This window comes from Flexivirga sp. YIM B11880 (genome assembly GCF_058148645.1).
In genome coordinates this window covers 33,822-58,252 of sequence record NZ_JBMAMH010000020.1, presented here as the reverse complement: position 1 = coordinate 58,252, position 24,431 = coordinate 33,822, and the positions used below count along the sequence as shown (strand labels likewise).

Below are 24,431 nucleotides of genomic sequence, written 5' to 3'. Positions count from 1 at the left end.
GGGCACGACGAGGAGCGCGCCGCGTCCGCCGCGCAGCGTCGCTCGGGCCGCCTGCGCCAGCGCGGCCGGCCAGTCCAGCGCCGGGTCGACGGTCGGCGCGGCGAGCCAGGAGGCGGCCGGGTCGTCGCCGTCCGCGAGGCGTCGCAGGAGCGCCTCTCCTGCCGGGTAGCGCCGCCAGGCAACGGCATCAGGTGCCGTCGGTCGCACGACAGCTGGGGCCGGCTTGGCGTCGAGCGCCTTCTCGGCGGCGGCGTGCCGGGGTGGTACGGCCAGCCGGAGCACGTCGGCCAGCGGACCGGCGTAGTGATCGGCGATCTCCCGCGCGGCGGCGAGCACCGCGGGCGTCAGCACCGGCTCCGGGCTCACCACGCGTCGCAACGGGGTCAGCGTGCCGGTGTGCTCCGCCTCGGCGGTGCGCTCGACGACGTAACCGGACACGTCCTTGCCGGCGAACCGCGCCTTGACCCGCACACCCGGTTGCGCGGCGTCGGCCAGCTCCGCCGGCACGGCGTATTCGAACTGCCGGTCCAAGTGCGGCAACGAGACGTCGAGCACCACACGCCCCACGGGCAGCGGAACGGCGGGGGTGTCCGGGACGGCCCGAACGCGCTCGGTCACGACCTTGGGCGCCGCGGCGTGCAACAGCTGCAACTGCTGCGGCGTCGCCGGCTTCGGCCTGCTCGCTTCCGTCCTGCGCCCGGTGCGGGGCTCATCGGACGGCTGCATGCCCCCGTTTATACGCGATGCCTCGGACAGCCCTGGCGGCATACCGTCCCCACAGACCGACCGTCGGTCCTTCGGGACGCCCCGGTTCTGTGCGGAGTCGTAGGCGTCAGATGGCGCGGCGCAGCGCCTCCACCTTGTCGGTGCGCTCCCAGGTGAAGGCGTTCTCGACGCCGTCGGCCTTGGTGCGGCCGAAGTGGCCGTAGGCCGCGGTCGGCTTGTAGATCGGCCGCAGCAGGTCCAACTCCTCGACGATGGCCGCCGGGCGCAGGTCGAAGACGGTGGTGATCGCGTCCTGGATCTTGTCCAGCGGCTGGGTCTCGGTGCCGAAGGTTTCGACGTAGAGTCCGACCGGCTGCGCCTTGCCGATCGCGTAGGCCACCTGGACCTCGCAGCGGTCCGCGAGACCGGCGGCGACGACGTTCTTGGCCACCCAGCGCATCGCGTATGCCGCCGAGCGGTCGACCTTCGACGGGTCCTTGCCGGAGAATGCGCCACCGCCGTGCCGCGCCATGCCGCCGTAGGTGTCGACGATGATCTTGCGGCCGGTGAGACCCGCGTCCCCCATCGGGCCGCCGATCTCGAACACGCCGGTCGGGTTGATCAGCTTGCGGTAGGAGGAGGTGTCCAGGGAGTTGCCCGTCGCAGCGAGCTCCTCGAGCACCGGCTTGATGACGTGGGTGTCGATGTCCGGCTCGAGCATGCCTTCGAGCGAGATGTTCGGGGCGTGCTGGGTCGACAGCACGACGGTGTCGAGGCGGACTGCCTTGTCGCCGTCATACCCGATGGTCACCTGGGTCTTGCCGTCCGGCCGCAGGTAGGCGAGCTCGCCGCTCTTGCGGACGCTGGTGAGCCGCTCGGAGAGGCGGTGCGCCAGGAAGATCGGCAGCGGCATCAGCTCGGCGGTGTCGGAGCAGGCGTAGCCGAACATCAGCCCCTGGTCGCCGGCACCCTGGCTGTCGCGGACGTCCGTGCCGCCCTCGGCACGGTGCTCGTGCGCGGTGTCCACGCCCTGCGCGATGTCGGGCGACTGCTCGCCGATCGAGATCGACACGCCGCAGGAGTGCCCGTCGAAGCCCTTGAGCGAGGAGTCGTAGCCGACCTCGACGATGGTGTCCCGGACGAGTTGGGCGATCGGCACGTAGCTCTTGGTCCGGACCTCGCCGGCGACGTGCACGAGACCGGTGGTCACCATCGTTTCCACGGCGACGCGGGACTTGGGGTCCTCGGCGAGCATGGCGTCCAGGATCGAGTCACTGATCTGGTCGCAGATCTTGTCGGGGTGTCCCTCGGTGACGGATTCCGAGGTGAACAGACGGGCCACAGGTTGCTCCTTCGTGTGCAGCGGCTGCTGGCTGGTCGGCGGAACGCCGGACCGCTTCGGATCCTAGACCGTTTCCAAGATGCGCTCGACGGCGTCCCAGATGGCCGCGGCGAGGGTGAGCTTGTCGGCCGGGCCGACGGTCGTCTCGGCACCGTCCCGCGTCAGGATGTGTATGGCGGCCTCGTCCTGACCGAACGTCACGCCCGGTCCGACCTCGTTGACGACCTGCAGGTCGCTCCCCTTCCGGACGAACTTCGCCCGGGCGTGCTCCATGACCGAGCCGCCCGCGTCCCCGGTCTCGGCCGCGAAACTGACGATCAGCGGTGTCGTCGCCTCGCCACGTGCGGCAACGAGGCCCTTGACGATGTCGGGGTTCTCGACCAGGTGCAGCACCAGGTCGCCGCCGCCCCCGGTCTTCTTGATCTTGTGCTCGGCGTATGACGCGGACCGGTAGTCCGCCGGCGCGGCGGCCATCACGACGGCGTCGGCGTCCTTGGCCGCGGCGGTGACCGCGTCCTGCAGCTGCAGGGTGGTCTCGACCTCGACGAGTTGCACGCCGTCGGGCACCGGGAGCGACGCATTGGCGCTCACCAGCGTGACGTCCGCACCGCGCTGGGCCGCGACCGCCGCGAGCGCGTAGCCCTGTTTGCCGCTCGACCGGTTGCCGACGAACCGCACCGGGTCGATCGGCTCTCGCGTGCCGCCCGCGGAGACCACCACGCGGCGACCACGCAGCGACCCATCGGCGTTGGGCACGAGTCCCAAGGCGTAGGAAGCGATTTCATCGGGTTCGCGCAGGCGGCCGGGGCCGGTGTCGGCGCCGGTGAGCCGCCCCGAATCGGGGTCCATGACGTGCACACCGCGCTCCCGCAGCGTCGCGACGTTGGCGACGGTGGCCGGGTGGAGCCACATCTCGGTGTGCATGGCGGGTGCGAAGACGACCGGACAGCGAGCGGTCAGCAGCGTGTTGGTGAGCAGGTCATCGGCCAGCCCGTGGGCGGCCTTGGCGATCAGGTCCGTCGTCGCGGGTGCCACGACGACCAGGTCGGCCTGCTTGCCGAGCCGGACGTGCGGCACGTCCTCCACGCGCGTCCACACGTCGTCCGCGACCGGTTTGCCGGAGAGCGCCGCCCAGGTCGGTGCGCCGACGAAGCGCAGCGCGGCCGCGGTCGGGATCACGGTCACGTCGTGACCTGCCTCGGTGAACCGGCGCAGCAGCGAGCACGCCTTGTAGGCGGCGATGCCCCCACTCACGCCGAGAACGATGCGCATGGAAAGGGTGGCGCTTAGGCCTCGACCTGCTCGATCGACAGCAGCCCGTCGTTGATCTCGCGCAGCGCGATGGACAGCGGCTTGTCGTTGACCTGGCTGTCGACGAGCGGGCCGACATACTCCAGCAGACCCTCGGACAGCTGCGAGTAGTAGGCGTTGATCTGCCGCGCCCGCTTGGCGCCGTAGATGACCAGCGCGTACTTGGAGTCGGCGACCTGCAGCAGGTCGTCGATCGGCGGGTTGGTGATGCCCTCGGGGGCGGCCTTGGTGCCAGACACGAAGAAATCTCGCTTCTAGTTGGTGGGTGATTGGCGATCAGCTCGGGCGCTGTCGGGGACGGCGCACACGTGCTGCTGCATCAAGTGTACGAGTTCCTCGGCGGCGCGCCGAACATCGTCGTTGACGATGGTGGTGTCGAACTCCTCCTGCGCCGCGAGTTCGCGTCGCGCCGTCGCCAGCCGGATCTCGCGCTCGGCCTCCGTTTCGGTCCCCCGGCCGACGAGTCGGCGGACCNTCCTGCGCCGCGAGTTCGCGTCGCGCCGTCGCCAGCCGGATCTCGCGCTCGGCCTCCGTTTCGGTCCCCCGGCCGACGAGTCGGCGGACCAGCTCCTCCCAGCTCGGCGGCGCAAGGAACACGAAGTAGGCCTCGGGGAGTTGCTCCCGGACCTGCCGGGCGCCCTGCAGGTCGATCTCCAGCAGCGGCAGCTTGCCCTCGGCGGCCGCCTGCAGCACCGGTCCGCGGGGAGTGCCGTAGCTGGCCCGGCCGTGCACGATCGCGTGCTCGAGGAAGTCGCCGTGGGCAACCATCTCGTCGAACTGCTGCTGGCTGATGAAGTGGTAGTGCGTGCCGTCGATCTCCCCCGGCCGGGCCGGCCGGGTCGTCGCCGACACCGAGAGCCACACCTCCGGATAGTGCTCGCGGATGTATGCCGACACCGTGCCCTTGCCGACCGCGGTGGGTCCGGCAAGCACGACCAACGGGGCGCAGTCGGTGTCTGCCGGCCCGTCAGATGCGTGCTCCGATGTCACGAATCCCCGCCGTGCTCAAAGTGTTCCAGCAGCCGCTGCACCTGGTTGGCGCCGAGGCCGCGGACGCGACGGGTCTCGGCGATCCCGATCTCGCCCATGATCTGCCGGGCCCGCACCCGCCCGACGCCGGGCAGCGACTCCAGCAGCGCCGAGACCTTCATCTTGCCGATGACCTCGTTGTCCTTGCCCGCCTCGATCACCTCGCGCAGGGAGCCCTGTGCATACTTCAGGCGGTTCTTGACCTCAGCCCGTTCTCGGCGCGCCGCGGCCGCCTTGGCGAGTGCCTCGGCGCGCTGTTCCGGCGTCAATTGCGGTAGGGCCACGTGACTTTCTCCTGCGTGCGTCAGATGCGAAGAACTCGGTCTCCGTGCGGCGTCGATCCGCACCCAGCGAACCTAGCGAGTGTCCGCGTCGTTCGGCAACGAGGGTCCGCCGCGGCGGCGCGCCCGCGCCCCGAAAAGACCTGCTCGCAGGCGATTACAGTGGCGCGATGAGCTCCGAGACGATCGACACCCGCCTGTCCGCCACGCTCAGCCGGAAGTGGCACGCACTCAGTTCGGTCCAGCGCACGCTGATCCTTGTCGGCTCCGCCATCGACACCGCCGCCAAGACGGCCGCGCTCATCGACCTGGCCCGCCGCCCGGCCGACGAGGTCCGCGGCCCGAAATGGGCCTGGGCGATGGTGCTGCCGGTGGTGAACTCGGCCGGGTTGCTGCCCGCGGCATACTTCCGCTTCGGCCGGCGCTGACCCCGTTGTCCCGCCGGGAGGCACTGAAGCACCTCACCGGTTGACGCGGACTGGGAAAGCTCAGACCGGGCGCTGGCTGAGCGTCCGCGCCTCCTCCTGGGCGGCGTGCAAGCCGTGCCGCAACGCGGCCACGTCCGGGCCCGACGCCAGCAGCGCCCGCGAGGCGGCGGGCAGCACCAGCCGCGAGGCCGGCCCGAACCCGCGCCCGACATCGCCGATGGTCGCGCCCTGCGCGCCCACCCCGGGCGCCAGCAGCGGCGCACGGGACTGGGCGAGCCGCTCGGTCAGCCCGAGATCGGCGATGTCCTTGCCGACCGTCGCACCGACCACCATGCCCACGTCACCGAAGCCGTCCGCGGGCGCCAGCGCGTTGGCGTCGGACACCGCGTCGATGATCGCGCCGCTCACCGTGTCGCCGTCCCAGGACGCGTGCTGGACCGATGCGCCCTCGGGGTTGGAGGTCATCGCGAGGATGAAGACGCCGCGGTCCGTGCGCCGCGCCAGGTCGAACGCCGGCGCGAGAGAACCGAATCCCAGGAACGGGCTGACCGTGATGGCGTCCGCGCGCAGCGGCGACGCGTCATCGAGATAGGCCTCCGCATAGGCGAGCATGGTCGACCCGATGTCACCGCGCTTGACGTCGAGCAGGCTCAGCGTGCCGAGTTCGCGCAGTCCTGCGAGCACGTCCTCCAGCACCTCCACCCCGGCGGCGCCGAATCGCTCGAAGAACGCGCTCTGCGGCTTGACGATGGCGACCTGGCCGCCATACGCCTCCACCGTGATCTCGGCGAACCGGCGCAGCCCCTGCACCGAGACCGGCAGCTCCCAGGCCTTCAGCAGCGACGCGTGCGGATCGATGCCGGCACACAGCGGACCGAACCGCGCGACGGCCTCACCGAGTCGGATTCCGAACGGCTCCACGGCGATTCACTTCCTGCCGGTTTCTTCGTCGCGCTTGGGTCGGCGCCCATAGAGGTCGAGGTCCCTCGCGTGGTCCTGCAACGGCTTCACCTTGAACGGCCCGGCCAGCTGCGCCTCGATGCCCTGCACCGCGGCCGCCAGCTGCTGCACCGTCGTGATGATCGGCCGGTCCATGCTCGTGGTTGCCGCCCGGATGGCATAGCCGTCCGCGCGGGCCCCTTGTCCGGACGGAGTGTTGACCACCATGGCGACCTCGCCCTCGAGGATGCGGTCGACAATGGTCGGTTCACCGTGCTCACCGGTGCCCTCGCTGTGCTTGCGCACCACCTGCGCCTCAATGCCGTTGCGGCGCAAGACATCCGCCGTTCCGGTCGTCGCGAGGATGTCGAAGCCGAGGTCCGCGAGCCGCTTGACCGGGAAGATCATCGCCCGCTTGTCGCGGTTCGCGACCGACACGAAGATCGACCCCTCGTGCGGCAGGCCGGTCACCGAGCTGAGCTGGCTCTTGGCGAATGCCGCGCCGAAGTCGTCGTCGAAGCCCATGACCTCACCCGTCGAGCGCATCTCGGGACCGAGCAGACTGTCGACCACCTCGCCCTCGCGGGTCCGGAAGCGCTTGAACGGCAGCACTGCCTCCTTGACCGCGATCGCGGAGTCGGCGGGCAGCATGCTGCCGTCGCCGACCGGCGGCAGCAGCCCGGCGTCGCGCAGCTGCTGGATCGACTCACCCAGCATCACTCGCGCCGCGGCCTGGGCCAGCGGCACACCGGTCGATTTCGCGACGAACGGAACCGTCCGGCTGGCACGGGGATTGGCCTCCAGCACGTAGAGCGTGTCATGGGCCAGGGCGTACTGGACGTTCATCAGCCCGCGCACACCGACGCCTTCGGCGAGCGCCCGGGTCGACACGCGCACGCGCTCGATCTCCTCGGCGCCCAGGGTGACCGGCGGCAAGGTGCACGCCGAGTCGCCGGAGTGGATGCCGGCCTCCTCGATGTGCTCCATGATCCCGCCCAGATACATGTCGGTGCCGTCGAAGAGCGCATCGACGTCGATCTCGATGGCGTCGTCCAGGAAGCGGTCGACCAGGACCGGGTGGTCGTTGGACGCGCGCGTCGCGCGAGTCATGTAGTCGATGAGTGTCTCGTCGTCATACACGATCTCCATGCCACGGCCGCCGAGCACGTATGACGGCCGCACGAGCACCGGGTAGCCGATCTCGCGCGCGACCTCGAGCGCCTCTTCCGCGCTGTATGCCGTGCCGTGTTTCGGCGACGGCAGGCCGGCTTCGGCGAGCACCCGCCCGAACGCGCCGCGGTCCTCCGCCAGGTCGATCGCCTCCGGCGTGGTGCCGACGATCGGCACGCCGGCGTCCTTGAGGGCCTGCGCCAGCCCGAGCGGCGTCTGGCCACCGAGCTGCACGATCACCCCGGCGATCGGGCCGGCCTGCTGCTCGGCGTGGAACACCTCGAGCACGTCCTCCAGCGTCAGCGGCTCGAAGTAGAGCCGGCTGGAGGTGTCGTAGTCGGTGGACACCGTCTCGGGGTTGCAGTTGATCATCACCGTGTCGAAACCCTTGTCGCGCAGGGCGAACGACGCGTGCACGCAGGAATAGTCGAACTCGACGCCCTGGCCGATCCGGTTCGGCCCCGAGCCGAGGATGATCACCGCGGGGCGTTCGCGCGACAGCACCTCCGACTCCTGGTCGTAGCTGGAGTAGTAGTACGGGGTCCGGGCGGCGAACTCCGCAGCGCAGGTGTCGACCGTCTTGTAGACCGGCCGCACACCGAGCGCGTAGCGCAGGCCGCGGACGACCGCCTCGGGCATGCCGGCCAGCTGCGCGATCTGCGCATCCGAGAAGCCGTGCCGCTTGGCGAGTGTGAGCAGCTCCGGGGTGAGCTGCTCGGCGCCCGCGACGATGTCGGCGACCTTGTTGATCAGCTGGATCTGGTCGAGGAACCACGGGTCGATCTTGGTGCCGTCGTGCACTTCCTCGACGCTCAACCCGGCGCGCAGAGCTTGCTGCACCAGGACGATTCGGCCGTCGGTCGGCGTGCCGGCCTGCTCCAGCAGGGCGAGACCCATCTCCCGGCTCGGTGCGTTGTCCGGATCCCAGTGGAAGCTGGCGCTGGAGCGCTCCAGCGACCGCAGCGCCTTCTGCAGCGCTTCGGTGAAGTTGCGCCCGATCGCCATCGCCTCACCGACCGACTTCATGGTCGTGGTCAGTGTCGGGTCGGCCGCGGGGAACTTCTCGAACGCGAACCGCGGCACCTTCACCACGACGTAGTCGAGGGTTGGCTCGAAGCTTGCCGGCGTCTCCCGGGTGATGTCGTTGGGGACCTCGTCGAGGGTGTAGCCGATGGCCATCTTCGCGGCGATCTTGGCGATCGGGAAACCCGTTGCCTTGGAAGCCAAGGCCGAGGAGCGGGACACGCGCGGGTTCATCTCGATGACGATGATCCGCCCGTCCTCCGGGTTGACGGCGAACTGGATGTTGCAGCCGCCGGTCTCCACTCCCACCTCGCGGATCACGGCGATGCCGACATCGCGCAACCGCTGGTATTCACGGTCGGTGAGGGTCAGCGCCGGGGCCACCGTGATCGAGTCGCCGGTGTGCACACCCATCGGGTCGAAGTTCTCGATCGAGCAGACGACCACGACGTTGTCCGCCCGGTCGCGCATGATTTCCAGCTCGTATTCCTTCCAGCCGAGGATCGACTCCTCCAGGAGCACCTCGGTGGTGGGGCTGGCGTGCAGCCCGGCGCCCGCGATGCGGCGCAGGTCGGTCTCGTCATACGCGAACCCGGAGCCGAGACCACCCATGGTGAACGACGGGCGCACGACCATCGGGTAGCCGAGTTCGTTTGCCGCTGCAAGACATTCGTCCATGGTGTGGCAGATGATCGACTTGGCCGACTCGGCACCGCACCGCTCGACGACGCCCTTGAAGCGCTCCCGGTCCTCGCCGAGCTGGATCGCCTCGACGCTGGCGCCGATCAGCGGGCAGTCGTACTTCTCCAGCACACCCGCGTCGTGCAGGGCGATCGCGGTGTTGAGCGCCGTCTGGCCGCCCAGGGTCGCGAGCACCGCGTCCGGACGCTCCTTGGCGATGATCGACTCGACCACCTCGGGGGTGATCGGCTCGACATACGTCGCGTCGGCGAACTGCGGGTCGGTCATGATCGTCGCCGGATTGGAGTTGACCAGGATGACCCGCAGGCCCTCCTCCCGGAGCACGCGGCAGGCCTGGGTGCCGGAGTAGTCGAATTCGCATGCCTGGCCGATGACGATCGGGCCGGAGCCGATGACCACCACGCTGTTGATGTCGTCCCGCTTCGGCATCAGTTGTTCTCCTTGGTCGCGTCGGTCGTGTGCTGTGCGAGCTGCTCCACGAACCGGTCGAAGAGGTATGCCGCGTCGTGCGGCCCGGCGGCTGCCTCAGGGTGGTATTGGACCGAGAACGCCGGAATGTCAAGGCATTCCAGCCCCTCGACCACGTCGTCGTTGAGGCCGATGTGCGACACCCGCACTCGCCCGAACTGCGCACCGGCGGGTGCCTGGACCGGCTCGCCGTCACGCGGTGCGTCGACCGCGAACCCGTGGTTGTGCGCGGTGACCTCGACCTTGCCCGTGGTGCGGTCCAGCACCGGCTGGTTGATGCCCCGGTGGCCGTACTTCAGCTTGTAGGTGCCGAAGCCCAGCGCCCGGCCGAGCAGCTGGTTGCCGAAGCAGATGCCGAAGAACGGGATCCGGGCCTCGAGGACCTGCTGCAGCACCGTCACCTGCGGCGCGGTCGACGGGTCGCCCGGGCCGTTGGAGAAGAAGACGCCGTCCGGGTGCACCGCCTGGATCTGTTCGAAGGTGCAGTCCGCCGGCAGCACGTGCACCTCGATCCCCCGCTCCGCCATCCGCTGCGGCGTCATCGCCTTGATGCCCAGATCGACCGCTGCCACCGTGAAACGCTTCTCACCCACCGGCGGCACGACATAGGTCTGGTCGGTGCTGACCTCGGAGGCCAGCTCCGAGCCGGCCATCTGCGGCTGCTCGCGCACGCGCTGCGCCAGGGCGTCCACCGGCTGGTCGGTCCGGGCGAAGATCCCGACCCGCATCGCGCCGGACTCGCGCAGGTGCCGGGTCAGGGCCCGGGTGTCGATGTCGCAGATGCCGACCACACCTTGGTCGGCGAGCTCGTCCTCGAGAGTCCGCCGTGAGCGCCAGCTGGACGGCCGCAGCGCAGGATCGCGCACGACATACCCGCTGACCCAGATCCGCTGAGACTCCCGATCCTCGTCGTTGACACCGGTGTTGCCGATGTGCGGTGCCGTCATCACGACCACCTGCCGGTGGTAGCTGGGGTCGGTGAGGGTCTCCTGGTAGCCGGTCATGCCGGTCGAGAAGACGGCCTCGCCGAAGGTCTCGCCGATCGCGCCGTACGCCAAGCCGTCGAAGGAAGTGCCGTCCTCGAGCACGAGGATCGCGCGGCCACGCCCGGTCAGCGGATCGATTGGATGAGTCTGGTTCATGGTCATTTCTGGGGTCCCCTCAAAGTATCGGAGCGACGAGCCTGGGGTCCCCGCGAAGTATCGGAGCGACGAAGGAGCGGAGAACTTCGCGGGGTGGGGCGAAGGAGCGGAGAACTTTGTGGGGCTTCCTCCTGGTCGAGTAGGGTCGGTCGGCCGCGCAGGAAGGTGGACTGCACCCGGCCGGTGAGCGTCATCTGGTGCCAGGGGTTGTTGCGCGACAACGAGCATGAGACGGCGCGGTCGATCTCCACGGTGGCGGTGGGGTCGACGAGGGTGAGGTTGGCGGGCTCGCCCGCCGCGAGTGGCCGGCCGTGTCCGCTGAGTCCGGCGATCCGGGCAGGCGTGACCGACATGACCTCGGCGACCTGCGCCCAGCTCATCATCCCGGGCTGCACCATCACCGTGTTGACGACCTGGAGCGCCTGCTCGAGGCCGAGCATCCCGAAGGCTGCCTCGGCGAAGGCGTGCTCCTTGTCGTGCCGTGCGTGTGGTGCGTGGTCAGTGGCGACTGCGTCGATCGTGCCGTCTGCCAACGCCTTTCGCAGTTCGGCGATGTCCTCGGTCGGACGCAGCGGCGGGTTGACCTTGAACGTCGGGTCGTAGTCGCTGAGCCGGGTCGTGTCGAGCATCAGGTGGTGCGGAGTCACCTCGGCGGTCACCGCGATCCCCTGCGCCTTCGCCCAGCGGATCACCTCCACCGACCCCGCGGTCGAGACGTGCGCGATGTGCACCCGGGATCCGGTATGCCGGGCCAGCATCACGTCGCGCGCGACGATCACTTCTTCCGCGACACCGGGCCAGCCGGGCAGGCCGAGCCGTCCGGAGAGTTCGCCCTCGTGACAGCAGGCGTTCTTGTCCGCCAGCCGTGGCTCCTGGGCGTGCTGCGACACGACGCCGCCGAAGGTCTTGACGTATTCCAGCGCCCGGCGCATGAGCCGTGCGTCGTGCACGCAGTGCCCGTCGTCGGAGAAGACGCGGACCCCGGCACGACTGCGCGCCATCAGGCCGAGCTCGGCAAGTTCTTCTCCGGCAAGGCCTTTCGACACCGCGCCGATGGGCTGCACGTCCACCAGACCGCAGCTGCGGCCGAGTTCGAAGACCCGCTCCGCAGCTTCCGCGGTGTCGGTCACCGGGGTGGTGTTGGCCATGGCGAGCACGGCGGTGAAGCCGCCGGCAGCAGCCGCAGCCGATCCGGTGGCGACCGTCTCGGCGTCCTCCCGGCCCGGCTCGCGCAGGTGAGTGTGCAGGTCCACCAGGCCCGGCAGGGCGATCAGTCCGTCCGCGTCGATGACCGTGGCGTCGCCCGCGTCGACGGTGCCGACCTCGGCGATCACGCCGTCGCGAATCAGCAGATCCTGCCGGCCGGCACCGAGCAGATCGGCGCCCTTGATCAGGTACTTCGTCATGCTGTCTCAGCCCCTCCGAGCAGGTGGTAGAGCACGCTCATCCGCACCGCGACACCGGCCGACACCTGATCGAGGATCAGCGAACGCGCTTCGTCAGCGGCGTCGGCGGTGATCTCCAGGCCGCGGTTCATCGGGCCGGGGTGGCAGATCACCGCGTGGTCCGGCAGCGCGTGCAGCCGGTCCCGGGTCAGGCCGTAGCCGACCGTGTATTCGCGCGGTGTCGGAAAGAACCCGCCCGTCATACGCTCCTTCTGGACGCGCAGCATCATCGCCGCGTCCAGCTTGGGGAGCACCTCGTCGAAGTCGTAGGTGTAGGAAAATCCTTCGGCGGCAGCCCAATTCGCGATGCCACTGGGCATCAGCGTCGGAGGAGCGACGAGCGTCACGTCGGCGCCGAGCGTCCGCAGCAGGATCAGGTTGCTGCGCACCACGCGCGAGTGGGTCAGGTCGCCGATGATGCCGATCCGCTTGCCGGCGAGGTCGCCGAGCCGGCGCTGCATGGTGTAGGCGTCCAGCAGTGCTTGCGTCGGGTGTTCGTGGGTCCCATCACCGGCATTGACGACTGCCGCATCGACCCAGTCGGTCACCTGCTGCGGCGCCCCGCTCGCGTGATGGCGGATGACGAGGGCGTCCACACCCATCGCGGCGACCGTCATGGCCGTGTCCCGCAGCGACTCCCCCTTGCTCACCGAGGAGCCCTTCGCCGAGACGTTGATGACGTCGGCGGACAGCCACTTGCCGGCGATCTCGAAGGAGGAGCGGGTGCGCGTGGAGTCCTCGAAGAAGAGGTTGACGATCGTGCGGCCGCGCAGCACCGGCAGCTTCTTGACCTCGCGGTGCTGCACGTCGTGCATCTGCGCGGCGGTGGTCAGGATGAGTTCGGCGTCCTCCCGGCTCAGGTCCGCCGCGGAGAGCAGGTGCTTCATGACACTCCTTCCGCGATGCGGACTTCTTCGGCGCCGTCCTGCTCGGCCAAGCGCACGCTGACCCGCTCGGCGCGCGCGGTCGGGAGGTTCTTGCCGACATGGTCGGCCCGGATCGGCAACTCGCGGTGCCCCCGGTCGACCAGGACCGCGAGACGGACCGCCTTGGGCCGGCCCAGATCGCCGAGCGCGTCGAGCGCCGCCCGCACGGTGCGTCCGGAGTAGAGCACGTCGTCGACGAGGACGACGGTCCGTCCGTCGACGCCGCAGTCCGGGATCGTGGTGTTGCCGACCGCCCGAGTGGGCTGGCTGCGCAGGTCGTCCCGGTACATCGTCACGTCGAGCGACCCGGCGGGCACGTCGGCACCCTCGATCTCGCGCAGCAGGGTGACGATGCGGTGGGCGAGTGCTTCACCACGGGTCGGTATGCCGAGGACCACCAGGTCCTGCACACCCTTGTTGTGCTCAACGATCTCGTGCGCGATGCGTCGCAGGGCACGAGCGATGTCGGAAGAGTTGAGCACGATGCGGCCGGGCGGATCCGCCTCGGTCCTGGGCACAGCTGAGTCAGGACGCTCCATGCGTCGTAGACCTCCTTCGCCGCCTCACAGGACGGAATCGTTAAAGGATGTCGAACGAGGCAAGGTTACCGCCCGCCGCAGTGTGCCCTGCACCACGTCCACCCTCCGGTCGGCCACCCCCGTCTTCCCCATTCGCCCGAGAGGCTCACCTACGCGCGAGAGGCTCAGAACGTTCGCGCCGTCAGACCGCTGTAAGTGAGCCGCTCGAGGTGTTTCTGAGCCTCTCGGCAAAGGGGGGGTGAGGACTGGGCGAGCAGCCAGAGCACGCCATACACGATCGGCTGGTGGAGCAGATAGATCGCGAGGGTATGGCGTCCGAACACGCCGACCCAGCGCACCGGCGCGCGGGACGGTGACCACGACCGCAACCGCGCGACCGCCTCGAGTTCAGGATGCCGAAGGTGATGATCTCCCCCGGCCGGTAGACCCAGCTCGCCAGCGTCACGAGCAACGCCGGCACGACGAACTCGACCTCTCGGCGGCAGAACGAGTTCCACCGGATGCCGTCCGTGCGCGAGCACCAGCGACGCCCCGACGAGAACTCAGATCGGCTGCGTCAGACCAGCGACTCTTTGACGGCGGCGATCTTGTCGAGCAGCCCGTTGACGAATTTCGGCGAGCTGTCGGTGGACAGCTCCTGGGCCAGTTTGACCGCCTCGGAGATCACGACCGGGGCGTCGACGTCCGAGGCCCACACCAGCTCCCAGGTCGCCGCGCGCAGCAGCGACCGGTCGACGGCCGGCATCCGTTCGGGCGGCCAGTCGCTCGAACTGTAGGTCTGAAGCGCGTCGTTGATCGCGGCCCAGTGCTCCACCACGCCCCGGACGATCTGCACGGTGTATGCCGGCAGCGGCGTCTGGGTGGTCGGCGCCTCGACCCGCTGGTCGACCAGCTCACGGGCATTGACGCCGCGTTGCTCGGCCTCGAAGAGCAGGTCGAGCGCCTTCTTGCGCGCCTTGGTCCGTGAGCCGTGCCGGGCAGGGGTGGTGCTCATCGGCGGGGTCCCCGCGAAGTATCGGAGCGAGGTACGAGCGGAGAACTTCGTGGGGTGTTCATCAGCTGACGCGGCCCAGGTAGGAGCCGTCGCGGGTGTCGACCTTGACCTTGGTGCCCTGCTCCAGGAACAGCGGCACCTGGATCTCGGCGCCGGTCTCCAGGGTGGCCGGCTTCGTGCCGCCGGACGAGCGGTCGCCCTGCAGGCCGGGCTCGGTGTGGCTGATCTCGAGCACGACCGAGGCCGGCAGCTCGACATACAGGACGGTGCCCTCGTGCTGCGCGACGATGGCCTCCTGGTTCTCCAGCAGGTAGTCGGCGGCCTTGCCCACGGTCTCCGCCGGGATCGGCAGCTGGTCGTAGGTCTTGGTGTCCATGAAGACGAAGTCGTTGCCGTCCTTGTAGAGGTACTGCATGTCGGAGCGGTCGACGCTGGCGGTCTCGACCTTCACGCCCGCGTTGAACGTCTTGTCGACGACCTTGCCGGACAGGACGTTCTTCAGCTTGGTGCGCACGAACGCCGGACCCTTGCCGGGCTTGACGTGCTGGAACTCCACCACGGACCACAGCTGGCCGTCGATGTTGAGGACCAGACCGTTCTTCAGGTCGTTGGTTGATGCCACGTTTCGCTCTTCTCTTTCGGATCGACGTGCGCCCACCGGGCGCTGACGGATGTATGCCGCGCCACTGCCTGCGGCAGCTGCCGGATCCGGGCGTGCGGCAGCCGCGCAAAGTGGCGGGAGGCACCATGCTACCGGCCGTCACACCCCTACTTGAGACCAGAGGTCGCGATCCCATCGATGACCCGGCGTTGCATCAGCAGGAACATCACCAGGATCGGGGCCATCGCGAGCAGGCTCGCGGCCATGACCAGCGGCAGATCGGTGGTGTGGTTGCCCTGCAGCGTGGCCAGCCCGACCGACAGCGGCATGTGGTTCTGGTCGGTCGCGACCACCAGCGGCCACAGCAGGTCGTTCCAGGACCAGAGGATGGTGATGATGCCGAGCGCGGCGAGCGCCGGCTTCATCAGCGGCAGCATGACCTTCCAGAAGACCTGGAGCGGGTTGCACCCGTCGAGCCGGGCGGCTTCCTCCAACTCGTCCGGCAGCCCCAGGAAGAACTGCCGCATGAGGAAGGTTCCGAAGGCGCTGAACATCCCCGGTGCCACGATGCCCTGGACCGTGTTGAGCCAGCCGAGGCCTTCGACGATCTGATACTGCGGCAGCAGGAACGCCTGACTCGGGACCATCAGGATCGACAGGATGCCGGCCAGGATCACGCCGCGGCCGCGGAACGGCATACGGGCGAACGCATATCCGCCGAGCGAGCACAACGCGAGCTGACCGGCGGTGCGCAGCACGGTGATCAGCACCGACACCCAGAACTGGTGCATGAACGGCAGCTGGTCGAAGACGTCGGCGTAGGTGGACCACTGCAGGGTCGACGGCAGGGTCGGCGTCACGCTCTGCGCCTCGGCCTGGGTGGACAGGCTGAGGATGATCTGCCAGACGAACGGGAACAGCATGGTGACGCCGCCGAGGATGAGCACGAGGTGCACGAGCCAGTGACTGCCGCGGCGGGTCGCGGCGGGGCGGGACCGGCGGGAGACGCGTGGGAGGGCGAGGTCAGACATCTTTGACCCACTTGCGTTGGAGCGCGAACTGCACGGCGGTGATGAGCCCGATGACGACCATGATCATCACGGCGATGGCAGCTCCGTAGCCCTGGTCGTTGTCCTGGAACGACGCGTGCCAGAAGAGGAAGACCAGCGACTGGGTCTGCGACATCACCGGGTTGTTCGGGCCGATGAGGACGAACAGCAGGTCGAAGAGCTGGAAGCCGCCGATCGCGGTGACGACGCTGAGGAAGAACGTCGTGCGGCTGACCATGGGCACCGTGATGGCGAAGAACTGCCGCCAGTGCGAGGCGCCGTCGATCGATGCCGCTTCGTGGAGCTCCGGCGGGATGCCTTTCAGCCCGGCAAGGAGCACGATCATGTTGAATCCCAACGAGATCCACAGACCGACGACGGACGTGGCGATCAGTGCCCAGCCCGGTGTCGACACCCAGTAGATGTGCTGTATGCCGAACAGGCCGAGGAATGCGTTGAGGATGCCGTAGTCGCCGTTGTAGATCACCTTCCACACCTGCGCGATCGCCACCGGCATCGCGACATACGGCAGGAAGAACAGCGTCTGGTAGCCGCGGGCGAACCGCAGCCCGGGCCGATTGATCAGTGCGGCCAGCACCAGGGCCAGCGGGACACCCAACATGACGATGACGGTGTAGATCACGGTGTGGAGCAACGCGCTGAGCAGGTCCGAGTTGGAGAACAGCTCCGAGTAGTTGGCCAGCCCGGTCCAGGTGGTCCCGCCGAACGGCCCCGAGGTGGTGAAGCTCAGGTAGAAGTTGCGGAAGATCGGCCAGATGTAGAACACACCGGTGCCGAGGGTGATCGGCGCGATGAACAGCCAGGGCCAGATGCCCTGCCGGTCCAGCCGACGCCGGCGGGTGCCTCGCCGGGAACTGAGCGCCCCGGACGAGGGCCGCGCCTCGATGGTCGAGCTCATGGCGTCGCCCTCCTACGTCGGGCGTCGCCATTCGCCCTGTGCTCGTTCGGTCGCTCGCTGCGCTCGCTCATGGCGTCGCCCTCCTACGTCGGGCGTCGCCATTCGCCCTGTGCTCGTTCGGTCGCTCGCTGCGCTCGCTCATGGCGACGTCACTTCTCCTTGGCCAGGTCCTTGTTCATCTCCGTGGCCATCTGTGCCGCGACCTTCGAGATCGGCTGCTGGCCGGAGAAACCGGGCGGGAGGATCGTGCCCTCGGCGTTCGCCCAGGCGTCGGTGTTCTTGCTGACCGGGTAGGGCACGGCATACTTCGCGGCCCCGTCGAGGAACACCTGCAGATTCGCGTCTGGTGCCACCGAGAGGAACTCCTGCTGCGCGCCGTTGTATGCCGGAATGACGCCGGCCTCCTTGGCCCAGGTCACGGCGGCCTGCTTGCCGGACAAGTAGGTCACGAAGGCTTCCGCCGCGGCCCGGTGGCTGGTGCTGGAACTAATCACGTTGGCCAGGCCGTGGATGATCGTGGCCTGCTTGACGTCCTTGGGCAGCGGTACGACGGTGAGGTTCTTGCCGATCTTGGAGTCGGCGGCCTGCTTGACGTCCCAGTCGCCGTCCCAGAACATCGCCACGGTGCCGGACAGGAATCGGCTCAGGCCCGCGGTGTCCGCCTGCTGCGCGAGTGTCGGCATCGAACCGTTGGCGACCAGGTCGGACCAGAACTTCAGGCCCTTGACACCCGCCGGGGTGTCGTAGCCGGACTTCTTCTCGTCGGGCGAGATGACGTAGCCGCCGGCCTGCGCGATCGTGTTGTAGTAGGTCTGCTGTCCGCCGTTGACCAGGTCGGCGTCGACGGCGAACTTCTTCTGCGGCTTCAGTTTGGCGCGCAGCTGGGTCACGGTCCGGTCGAAGTCGGCCCAGCTCCAGCCGGCCTTCGGCAGTGGCACGCCGGCCTGCTTGAACAGCTGCTTGTTGACCAGCACGGCGATGGTGTCGAAGTCCTTCGGTGCGCCGTACTGCACGCCCTTGAAGGTGTAGAGCTTGTTGAGCGAGGCGGGGTAGTCGGCCGGGTCGATCTTCTTGGCGGCTGTCAAGCCGGTCATCGGCTGCAGCATGCCGTGGGAGGCGTACAGCTGGAAGTTCGGGCCGTTCATCCAGAACACGTCCGGCAGCGTCTTGGACGACGCCTCGGTCTGCAGCTTGGTCCAGTAGCTGGCGTACGGCGCGGTCTGAACGCTCACGTGCACGTTCGGATAGGTCTTGTTGAAGTCCGCGACGATCTTGTCGGCGGCGGCGGTCTCGTTGCTGCCCCAGATGGCGTAGGTGATGTTCGCCTTCAGGTCGGCCAGGTTCGACGGCTGCGCTGCGGCCCCGGTCTGTTTCGCCCCGGAGCCGGAGGAGCCGGAGCTGCAGGCCGCGACGGATGCGACGACCGTGGTGGCCATGGCGATGGCGAGGAGTTGCTTGCGCATGGGATGTCCTTCGGGGTCAGGATTCGACGGCTGGGGAGGATGAACGGCGTTGGTGTTGCTCGAAATAGGTGCGCAGCTCGGGCGGGAGCTCCGGCACGGTCACCGGGATGCTGCCCGAACGGATCGAGTCCGTGCCGGCGACGCCGGCCGCCACCGCATCCCGGGCGGACAGCGGTGAGGTGTCCGTCGGCGTTCCGGTGCGGACGAAGTTGACGAACTCGGCGATGGTCAGGGCGTCGGCGTCGGTGTGTCCGTCCGCGTCGCCGAGGATCGGGTACTGGACGTGGCCCTTCTCCAGGAAGCCGGATCGCTTGTTCCAGACGCGCACTTCACCGCCTTCGCCGTCGCCGAAGTTCTCCAGCCGTCCTTCGGTGCCGATGACGGTGTAGTTGCGCCAGTAGTCGGGCGTGAAGTGGCACTGCTGATAGCTGATCAGCACGCCCGAATCGAGCCGGCCCATGATCATCGAGATGTCCTCGACGTCGACGACGGGGTTGAGATCGGTCTGCTGGAGCGGCGGCCAGTTGTCGGTGGAGAACCAATCGCGCATCCGGCGGTCGGTGTTGTCCCGTCGGCTGGTGATCTTGTCGTAGACGGCCAGTTCTCCCACGCCGGTCACGCTGCGCGTCTGCGACCCGGCGAGCCAGTGCATGACGTCGATGTCGTGCGCGCCCTTCTGCAGCAGCAGACCGGTGCCACGGCTGCGTTCGGCATGCCAGTCCTTGAAGTAGAAGTCGCCCCCGGCTCCGACGAAGTGACGGCACCAGATCGCCTTCACCTCGCCGATCTCGCCCCGGTCGATGATCTGCTTCATCAGCCGGACGACGTGCATGTGGCGCATGTTGTGGCCGACATACAGCTTGGTGCCGGTCTCGAACGCGGTGCCCAGGATCCGGTCGCAGTCGTCGGTGGTGATGGCGAGCGGCTTCTCGACATACGTCGGCACGCCGGCACGGAGCAGTTCGACGGTGATGTCCGCGTGCGTGTCGTCCGGGCTGGCGACGATGGCAGCGTCCAGCTCGGGAAACTCGCGCAGCAGCGTGGGGATGTCGGGCAGCAACGGGACGTCCGCACCGAAGAGCTCGTCGACGACGTGGCGCTGCCGCTCGTCCGGGTCGACCGCGGCCACGATGCGTCCGCCCGCAGCGGCCAGGTTGCCGGCGAGTCCGGCGCGGGCGCCGACGCCGATCAGCGCCGCCGTGAATGCTGCCGGCCGGCTGCGCGAGCTCAGCAAAGGATCGACGGAGGTGATGGAGGGAGGTGTCATGTTGTCGGTTCCGTAAATCGCTTTCGAGTGGGCGGAGAAGGCACTGTGCAGCGCGCCGAGCGCGACCGCGTGGACGCCGAGCGCTCCGGGAACCACCTCGATGGCGGTGGAGTCCAGGGAGATTGCTCGTTCGATCGCTTCGGACAGGCGGGGGGCAAGGAGGTCGTGGAACTCGCTCAGGTCTCCCCCGAGGACGATCCGGTCCGGATCCGTCGCGAGGGCGAGCGCGCCGATGGCCGGCGCCATGGCGTCGGTCAGGTCGGCGAGGACCGCCAGGCCGTCGGTGTCCTCGGCGTTGGACCGCAACCGCTGCAGGGCGGCAATGACACGAGGCAACGCCTCGCGCAGCGTGCCGGTCGGCGTGGGGACCCGCGAGAGGGTGGACAGCAGACCGACCTCGCCGGCCCGGTTGTGCCGGCCCCGGAGCACCTGCCCGTCGATCACGACGCGTGCCGAGACGTGATGCCACGCCAGGGCGTAGACACCGACCGCCGCTCCGGCGAAGGCCTCTCCCTGCGCCTCGGCGCTCGCGGCGAGTGTGAGGTCGTTGTCGACCACCGTCGGGGCCTGGAACGCCTCGGTGAACAACTCCCGCACGTTGCGCCCACGCCAGGCGCTCACTTCGGGCGCCGTCTCGAGCACGCCGTCACGCACCAGGCCGGCGACGCCGACACCGACCGCGCGGAGGTCGCCGCGGTGCAGCCCGGCACGGCGCAACGTTTCATCGAGCAGGTGGGCAACCCCGGTCAGGTCGCCATGACCTGCCTGCGGAGACCGGGTTCCGGGTTCGGCCAGCGCGACCGGGACGCCGGCGAGGTCCGCGACGATGATCCGGACGTCCTGTCCGGTGAGGTCGACGCCTGCGACGACGCCGCTCTCGCGGCGGAACCTGCTGATCTTCGCGGGCCGGCCGGCACCGCCGGGCCGCTGCTGGGCGCCGGTCTCGACCAGTCCCGCCCGCTCCAGGTCGGCGAGCGACGCCTCCACCGTCGGCCGGGAGAGCCCGGTGCTCGCCGACAACTCGGCGGTGGTCGCGTCGCCGAGATCACGGATGGCGGCCAGCACCTGATCGCGGCTTTCGAAGTGGCGAGACGAGTCGGGCATGACTTCCTGACGTCCATTTTCAAGCTGCTTTCATAACGTTTATGAAAGCGATTTCGCAACGACTGTGACGGGCATCATAGGAGACGGTCAAGAAGGGTCCGCATCGTGAGACCACGGCCCGGACGGCCGGGGCGGCACGGCGCCAGCTCAGGAACGGGCGAGTGCCGCCTCGAAGGCGCCGAGAGCATCCGCGGAGAACAACGCGAAGATCACGCGCTCGACCGCTGTCGGCGTCTCCCGGACGGTCTGCACGGCGATCCGGGCGGCGTCGTCCATCGGCCAGCCGTAGATGCCCGCGGACACCGCCGGGAACGCGACGGTCGCAGCGCCGAGTTCGTCGGCGACGCGCAGCGAGTTTCGGTAGCAGTCGGCCAGCAGTCCGGACCGGTCCTCACGACGCGCGTAGACCGGACCGACCGTGTGGATGACCCATCGGGCGGGCAGGTTGCCGGCCGTCGTCGCGACCGCCTGACCTGTCGGCAACCCGTCCGGGAGCTCCGTCTCCCGCAGTCGCCGGCACTCGGCGAGGATTGCACGGCCACCTTTGCGATGAATGGCGCCGTCGACTCCCCCGCCGCCCATCAGCGACGAATTCGCAGCGTTGACAAGCGCGTCCACTTCCACAGTGGTGATGTCGGCCCGGATCGCGGTCAGCTGCACCTTTCCACGCTACGCCGGAAGGCAGCGGGAGCGGAGCTCAGACGCGCACCGCGTCGAAGGCCTCCCGAAGCAGCGTCTCGTCCGGGCCGACCAGTCGGGTCGGCCGGCCGATGCCGGTGAGTGCGACGAAACGCAGGGTCGAGCCCCGGGTCTTCTTGTCGCGGCCCATCGCCGCGCGCAGGGCGGCCCACCGCTCGTCGACGTCGACGTCGCCGTCGATGGGGTATGCCGTGGGAAGTCCCACCGTCTGCAAGGTCGTCCGGTGACGGTCGACGAGCTCGTCACCGATCAGGCCGGCACGACGGGCGAGCTCCGCGACATACACCATCCCCACGGCGACGGCGTCGCCGTGCCGCCAGCGGAAGCCGGACACCTGCTCGACCGCGTGCGCGAACGTGTGCCCGTAGTTCAGGATCTCCCGGAGCCCGGCTTCGCGCAGGTCTGCCGACACCACGTCGGCCTTGACCTGGACCGCGCGGGCCACCAGTTCGGGCAGCACGGCGCCGTGGACGTCGAGCGCCGCGTCGCGGTCGGCGGCCAGCTGGAGGATCCGGGGGTCGGCGATGAACCCGCACTTGACGACCTCCGCGAGACCCGCGATCAGGTCCTCGCGGGGCAGCGTGCGGAGCAGGTCCAGATCGCACAGGACGGCAGCCGGCGGGTGGAATGCGCCGACCAAGTTCTTGCCCTCGGGAATGTTGATGCCGGTCTTGCCACCCACTGCGGCGTCGACCATGCCGAGGACGGTCGACGGCACCTGGACCACCGGCACACCGCGCAGCCAGGTGGCTGCGACGAACCCACCGAGGTCGGTGGTGGCGCCGCCGCCGAGGGCGATGACGGCGTCGGTCCGGGTGAAGCCGGCCCGCGCGAGCACCGACCACAGGCGGGCGGCGACGTCGGCGGTCTTGGCCGCTTCGGCGTCCGGCACTTCCTCGACGGTCGGGTCGAGTCCGGCCGCCGCGGCGGCGGCGGCGACGCCGGCGGCAGCATCGGCCAGGACCGGAGGGTGCACGATCAGCACTCGTTGTGCGCCGTCCGGCACGTGCGCCACCACCTGGTCGAGCAGGCCGGCGCCGATGACGACGTCGTAGTCGTCGCCGACCCGAATCACGCTAGCGTTGCTCACGATTGCCGCACCTTGGCGACCACGTCGGCAGCTACGTCCTCGGCAGTGCGGCCCTCGGTGTCGACGACCCAGGTCGCCAGTCGTTCATAGGTGGGCCGCCGCTCCGCCATCAGCTTCGTCCAGGTTGCCCGCGGGTTGACCGCCAGCAGCGGACGCGCGTGCGAGAAGCCGACCCGGCCGGCGGCGTCAGCGATCGTGACGCTGAGGAACACCACGGGCAACGACTCCAGCAGGGCGGCGGTCGACTCGGTCATCGGGGCACCGCCGCCGACCGCGACGACACCGTCCCAGGTCGTTGCCCGCGCGACCGTCTCCGCCTCCAACTCGCGGAAGCGCGGCTCGCCGTCCTCGACGAAGATCTCGGCGATCCGTCGGCCCTGCTCGGCCTCGATGACTTCGTCGGTGTCCGTGAACGGCACGCCGAGCGTCTCGGCCACCAGCCGCCCGACGGTGGTCTTGCCGGCGCCCGGCGGGCCGATGAGCAGCACAGCGGGCGTGTTGGTGCTGGTGACCTCGATACGGTCTCCCCCGCTGCGCTCCTCCGACCTACTCGGCCGACCAGCGGCACTCATCGCATCAGCTCCGGGATGGCGGCGAGGTATGCCGCGTGGTTGCGCGCCACCTCCGGCACGCTGTCGCCGCCGAACTTCTCCAGCGCCTCCTTGGCCAGGACGAGCGCGACCATTGCCTCGGCGACGACGCCGGCGGCCGGCACCGCGCACACGTCCGACCGCTGGTGTATGGCGGTGGCCTCCTCGCCCGACGCGACGTCAACGGTGCGCAGCGCGCGCGGGACGGTGGAGATCGGCTTCATGGCCGCACGCACCCGCAGCACCTCGCCGGTCGACATGCCGCCCTCGGTGCCACCGGCGCGGTTGGTCTCCCGGCGGATCCGGCCGTCCTCGCGGACGATCTCGTCGTGTGCGGCCGACCCGCGACGGGCCGCGGTGCGGAAACCGTCCCCGACCTCGACACCCTTGATCGCCTGGATGCCCATGAGAGCACCGGCCAGCTGGGCATCGAGACGCCGGTCGCCGTGCACGTGCGAGCCGAGGCCGGGCGGCACGCCATACGCCAGCACTTCGACGACCCCGCCGAGGGTGTCGCCGTCCTTCTTCGCCGCGTCGATCGCCGCGATCATCCGCGCCGAGCCGTCCGCGTCGAGCGTGCGCACCGGATCGGCGTCGAGGGCTGCCACGTCGTCCGGGCCGGGCAGCGGCGCGTCGTCGGCCACCTCTTGCCCGCCGATCGCAACCGTGTGCGAGACCAGCCGGATGCCGAGCGCCTGCTGCAAAAACGCAGCAGCGACCCGGCCCAGCGCGACCCGCGCGGCGGTCTCGCGCGCCGACGCGCGCTCCAGGACCGGACGGGCCTCGTCGAAGCCGTACTTCTGCATGCCGACCAGGTCCGCGTGGCCGGGACGCGGCCTGGTGAGCGGCCGGTTGCGGGCGATCTCGCCCGACGCACCGACGTCGGCCGCCGCCGCGAGATCGGCCGGGTCGACCGGCTCGGGACGCATCACGGCCTGCCACTTGGGCCACTCGGTGTTGCCGATGGTGATGGCGATAGGCGATCCCAGCGTGCTGCCGTGCCGCACACCGCCGGTGAACGACACTTGGTCCTGCTCGAACTTCATCCGGGCGCCGCGGCCGTAGCCCAGGCGGCGACGGGCCAGTGCGTCGGCCAGATCGGCCGCGCTGATGGTGACCCCTGCCGGCAGGCCGTCGATCACGGCGGTCAGCTCCGGCCCATGGGATTCACCTGCAGTCAACCAACGAAGCATGCGGCGATCTTT

Annotated in this window: 23 protein-coding genes and 1 pseudogene; 1 reads left to right on the top strand and 23 read right to left on the bottom strand. The window is 69.3% G+C overall.

The window, feature by feature from the left end:
* From ACN8HC_RS18685 to mihF, 6 genes are all read right to left on the bottom strand, one after another.
* The coding region (locus ACN8HC_RS18685) for a primosomal protein N' family DNA-binding protein (RefSeq protein WP_490076358.1) at positions 1 to 726 on the bottom strand (726 nt) is incomplete at its 3' end.
* Between the two features lie 106 nt (positions 727 to 832).
* The gene (metK, locus tag ACN8HC_RS18680) at positions 833 to 2,047 is read right to left on the bottom strand and encodes a methionine adenosyltransferase (RefSeq protein ID WP_490076357.1); all 1,215 of its coding nucleotides are present in this window, start codon (positions 2,045 to 2,047) and stop codon (positions 833 to 835) included.
* Positions 2,048 to 2,110: 63 nt separating this feature from the next.
* Positions 2,111 to 3,319 (bottom strand): bifunctional phosphopantothenoylcysteine decarboxylase/phosphopantothenate--cysteine ligase CoaBC, encoded by a 1,209-nt coding sequence (coaBC, locus tag ACN8HC_RS18675; protein WP_490076356.1) that lies wholly within the window; start codon positions 3,317 to 3,319, stop codon positions 2,111 to 2,113.
* Positions 3,320 to 3,333: 14 nt separating this feature from the next.
* Positions 3,334 to 3,597 carry a DNA-directed RNA polymerase subunit omega gene (gene rpoZ / locus ACN8HC_RS18670; RefSeq protein WP_183319593.1) on the bottom strand — a complete coding sequence of 88 codons (264 nt, stop codon included), beginning with the start codon at positions 3,595 to 3,597 and terminating at the stop codon, positions 3,334 to 3,336.
* A 37-nt stretch (positions 3,598 to 3,634) separates the two neighbouring features.
* Positions 3,635 to 4,255 carry a guanylate kinase gene (locus ACN8HC_RS18665; protein WP_490076359.1) on the bottom strand — a complete coding sequence of 207 codons (621 nt, stop codon included), beginning with the start codon at positions 4,253 to 4,255 and terminating at the stop codon, positions 3,635 to 3,637.
* A gap of 89 nt (positions 4,256 to 4,344) precedes the next feature.
* Positions 4,345 to 4,671 (bottom strand): integration host factor, actinobacterial type, encoded by a 327-nt coding sequence (mihF, locus tag ACN8HC_RS18660; protein WP_490076355.1) that lies wholly within the window; start codon positions 4,669 to 4,671, stop codon positions 4,345 to 4,347.
* Between the two features lie 167 nt (positions 4,672 to 4,838).
* Between mihF and ACN8HC_RS18655 the strand changes: the two genes are divergently transcribed.
* Positions 4,839 to 5,096: a hypothetical protein gene (locus tag ACN8HC_RS18655; protein WP_490076354.1), complete on the top strand. Its 258-nt coding sequence runs from the start codon at positions 4,839 to 4,841 to the stop codon at positions 5,094 to 5,096.
* Between the two features lie 60 nt (positions 5,097 to 5,156).
* On the opposite strand, the gene pyrF is transcribed toward ACN8HC_RS18655, so the two are convergent.
* The 17 genes and pseudogenes from pyrF to aroC all read right to left on the bottom strand — a co-directional run bounded on the left by pyrF (position 5,157) and on the right by aroC (position 24,419).
* Positions 5,157 to 6,017 carry an orotidine-5'-phosphate decarboxylase gene (gene pyrF, locus ACN8HC_RS18650; RefSeq protein WP_490076353.1) on the bottom strand — a complete coding sequence of 287 codons (861 nt, stop codon included), beginning with the start codon at positions 6,015 to 6,017 and terminating at the stop codon, positions 5,157 to 5,159.
* Between the two features lie 6 nt (positions 6,018 to 6,023).
* Entirely contained in the window at positions 6,024 to 9,359 is a 3,336-nt protein-coding gene (carB, locus tag ACN8HC_RS18645; protein WP_490076352.1) for a carbamoyl-phosphate synthase large subunit, read from the bottom strand.
* Positions 9,359 to 10,546: a glutamine-hydrolyzing carbamoyl-phosphate synthase small subunit gene (carA, locus tag ACN8HC_RS18640; RefSeq protein WP_490076351.1), complete on the bottom strand. Its 1,188-nt coding sequence runs from the start codon at positions 10,544 to 10,546 to the stop codon at positions 9,359 to 9,361. The genes carB and carA overlap by 1 nt, the downstream gene beginning before the upstream one ends.
* Positions 10,543 to 11,946: a dihydroorotase gene (locus tag ACN8HC_RS18635; RefSeq protein ID WP_490076350.1), complete on the bottom strand. Its 1,404-nt coding sequence runs from the start codon at positions 11,944 to 11,946 to the stop codon at positions 10,543 to 10,545. Before ACN8HC_RS18635 ends, carA begins: the two co-directional genes overlap by 4 nt.
* Complete coding sequence (locus tag ACN8HC_RS18630; RefSeq protein ID WP_490076349.1) at positions 11,943 to 12,872, bottom strand: aspartate carbamoyltransferase catalytic subunit; 930 nt, start codon at positions 12,870 to 12,872, stop codon at positions 11,943 to 11,945. Before ACN8HC_RS18630 ends, ACN8HC_RS18635 begins: the two co-directional genes overlap by 4 nt.
* Entirely contained in the window at positions 12,869 to 13,450 is a 582-nt protein-coding gene (pyrR, locus tag ACN8HC_RS18625) for a bifunctional pyr operon transcriptional regulator/uracil phosphoribosyltransferase PyrR (protein ID WP_490076348.1), read from the bottom strand. The genes ACN8HC_RS18630 and pyrR overlap by 4 nt, the downstream gene beginning before the upstream one ends.
* A 181-nt stretch (positions 13,451 to 13,631) precedes the next feature.
* Positions 13,632 to 13,955 (bottom strand): annotated as a pseudogene (locus ACN8HC_RS18620) (heparan-alpha-glucosaminide N-acetyltransferase domain-containing protein); the annotation flags it as partial.
* A gap of 51 nt (positions 13,956 to 14,006) precedes the next feature.
* The gene (nusB, locus tag ACN8HC_RS18615) at positions 14,007 to 14,444 is read right to left on the bottom strand and encodes a transcription antitermination factor NusB (RefSeq protein ID WP_490076347.1); all 438 of its coding nucleotides are present in this window, start codon (positions 14,442 to 14,444) and stop codon (positions 14,007 to 14,009) included.
* Between the two features lie 61 nt (positions 14,445 to 14,505).
* Positions 14,506 to 15,066, bottom strand: coding sequence for an elongation factor P (gene efp, locus ACN8HC_RS18610; protein WP_490076346.1), 561 nt, complete (start codon positions 15,064 to 15,066; stop codon positions 14,506 to 14,508).
* Between the two features lie 146 nt (positions 15,067 to 15,212).
* Positions 15,213 to 16,076 carry a carbohydrate ABC transporter permease gene (locus tag ACN8HC_RS18605; protein WP_490076345.1) on the bottom strand — a complete coding sequence of 288 codons (864 nt, stop codon included), beginning with the start codon at positions 16,074 to 16,076 and terminating at the stop codon, positions 15,213 to 15,215.
* On the bottom strand, positions 16,069 to 17,013 hold the full coding sequence (locus tag ACN8HC_RS18600; protein WP_490076344.1) for a carbohydrate ABC transporter permease: 945 nt from the start codon (positions 17,011 to 17,013) through the stop codon (positions 16,069 to 16,071). The genes ACN8HC_RS18605 and ACN8HC_RS18600 overlap by 8 nt, the downstream gene beginning before the upstream one ends.
* Positions 17,014 to 17,162: 149 nt before the next feature.
* Positions 17,163 to 18,476, bottom strand: a complete 1,314-nt coding sequence (locus ACN8HC_RS18595) for an ABC transporter substrate-binding protein (protein ID WP_490076343.1) — start codon at positions 18,474 to 18,476, stop codon at positions 17,163 to 17,165.
* A 16-nt stretch (positions 18,477 to 18,492) separates the two neighbouring features.
* Entirely contained in the window at positions 18,493 to 20,847 is a 2,355-nt protein-coding gene (locus tag ACN8HC_RS18590; RefSeq protein ID WP_490076342.1) for an ROK family protein, read from the bottom strand.
* Positions 20,848 to 20,994: 147 nt separating this feature from the next.
* Positions 20,995 to 21,507 (bottom strand): O-acetyl-ADP-ribose deacetylase, encoded by a 513-nt coding sequence (locus ACN8HC_RS18585; RefSeq protein ID WP_490076341.1) that lies wholly within the window; start codon positions 21,505 to 21,507, stop codon positions 20,995 to 20,997.
* A 37-nt stretch (positions 21,508 to 21,544) separates the two neighbouring features.
* The gene (gene aroB / locus ACN8HC_RS18580; protein ID WP_490076340.1) at positions 21,545 to 22,636 is read right to left on the bottom strand and encodes a 3-dehydroquinate synthase; all 1,092 of its coding nucleotides are present in this window, start codon (positions 22,634 to 22,636) and stop codon (positions 21,545 to 21,547) included.
* The gene (locus ACN8HC_RS18575) at positions 22,633 to 23,208 is read right to left on the bottom strand and encodes a shikimate kinase (RefSeq protein ID WP_490076339.1); all 576 of its coding nucleotides are present in this window, start codon (positions 23,206 to 23,208) and stop codon (positions 22,633 to 22,635) included. Before ACN8HC_RS18575 ends, aroB begins: the two co-directional genes overlap by 4 nt.
* Positions 23,205 to 24,419, bottom strand: a complete 1,215-nt coding sequence (gene aroC, locus ACN8HC_RS18570) for a chorismate synthase (RefSeq protein WP_490076338.1) — start codon at positions 24,417 to 24,419, stop codon at positions 23,205 to 23,207. The genes ACN8HC_RS18575 and aroC overlap by 4 nt, the downstream gene beginning before the upstream one ends.
* Positions 24,420 to 24,431 lie beyond the last annotated feature (12 nt).

Coding starts and splice junctions, on each gene's coding strand:
- ACN8HC_RS18630 (WP_490076349.1), bottom strand. CDS start 12,872: ATGAAGCACCTGCTCTCCGCGGCGGACCTGAGCCGGGAGGACGCCGAA.
- carA (WP_490076351.1), bottom strand. CDS start 10,546: ATGACCATGAACCAGACTCATCCAATCGATCCGCTGACCGGGCGTGGC.
- carB (WP_490076352.1), bottom strand. CDS start 9,359: ATGCCGAAGCGGGACGACATCAACAGCGTGGTGGTCATCGGCTCCGGC.
- pyrR (WP_490076348.1), bottom strand. CDS start 13,450: ATGGAGCGTCCTGACTCAGCTGTGCCCAGGACCGAGGCGGATCCGCCC.
- ACN8HC_RS18575 (WP_490076339.1), bottom strand. CDS start 23,208: ATGAGTGCCGCTGGTCGGCCGAGTAGGTCGGAGGAGCGCAGCGGGGGA.
- ACN8HC_RS18655 (WP_490076354.1), top strand. CDS start 4,839: ATGAGCTCCGAGACGATCGACACCCGCCTGTCCGCCACGCTCAGCCGG.
- aroC (WP_490076338.1), bottom strand. CDS start 24,419: ATGCTTCGTTGGTTGACTGCAGGTGAATCCCATGGGCCGGAGCTGACC.
- nusB (WP_490076347.1), bottom strand. CDS start 14,444: ATGAGCACCACCCCTGCCCGGCACGGCTCACGGACCAAGGCGCGCAAG.
- ACN8HC_RS18600 (WP_490076344.1), bottom strand. CDS start 17,013: ATGAGCTCGACCATCGAGGCGCGGCCCTCGTCCGGGGCGCTCAGTTCC.
- ACN8HC_RS18590 (WP_490076342.1), bottom strand. CDS start 20,847: ATGCCCGACTCGTCTCGCCACTTCGAAAGCCGCGATCAGGTGCTGGCC.
- ACN8HC_RS18595 (WP_490076343.1), bottom strand. CDS start 18,476: ATGCGCAAGCAACTCCTCGCCATCGCCATGGCCACCACGGTCGTCGCA.
- coaBC (WP_490076356.1), bottom strand. CDS start 3,319: ATGCGCATCGTTCTCGGCGTGAGTGGGGGCATCGCCGCCTACAAGGCG.
- ACN8HC_RS18605 (WP_490076345.1), bottom strand. CDS start 16,076: ATGTCTGACCTCGCCCTCCCACGCGTCTCCCGCCGGTCCCGCCCCGCC.
- ACN8HC_RS18635 (WP_490076350.1), bottom strand. CDS start 11,946: ATGACGAAGTACCTGATCAAGGGCGCCGATCTGCTCGGTGCCGGCCGG.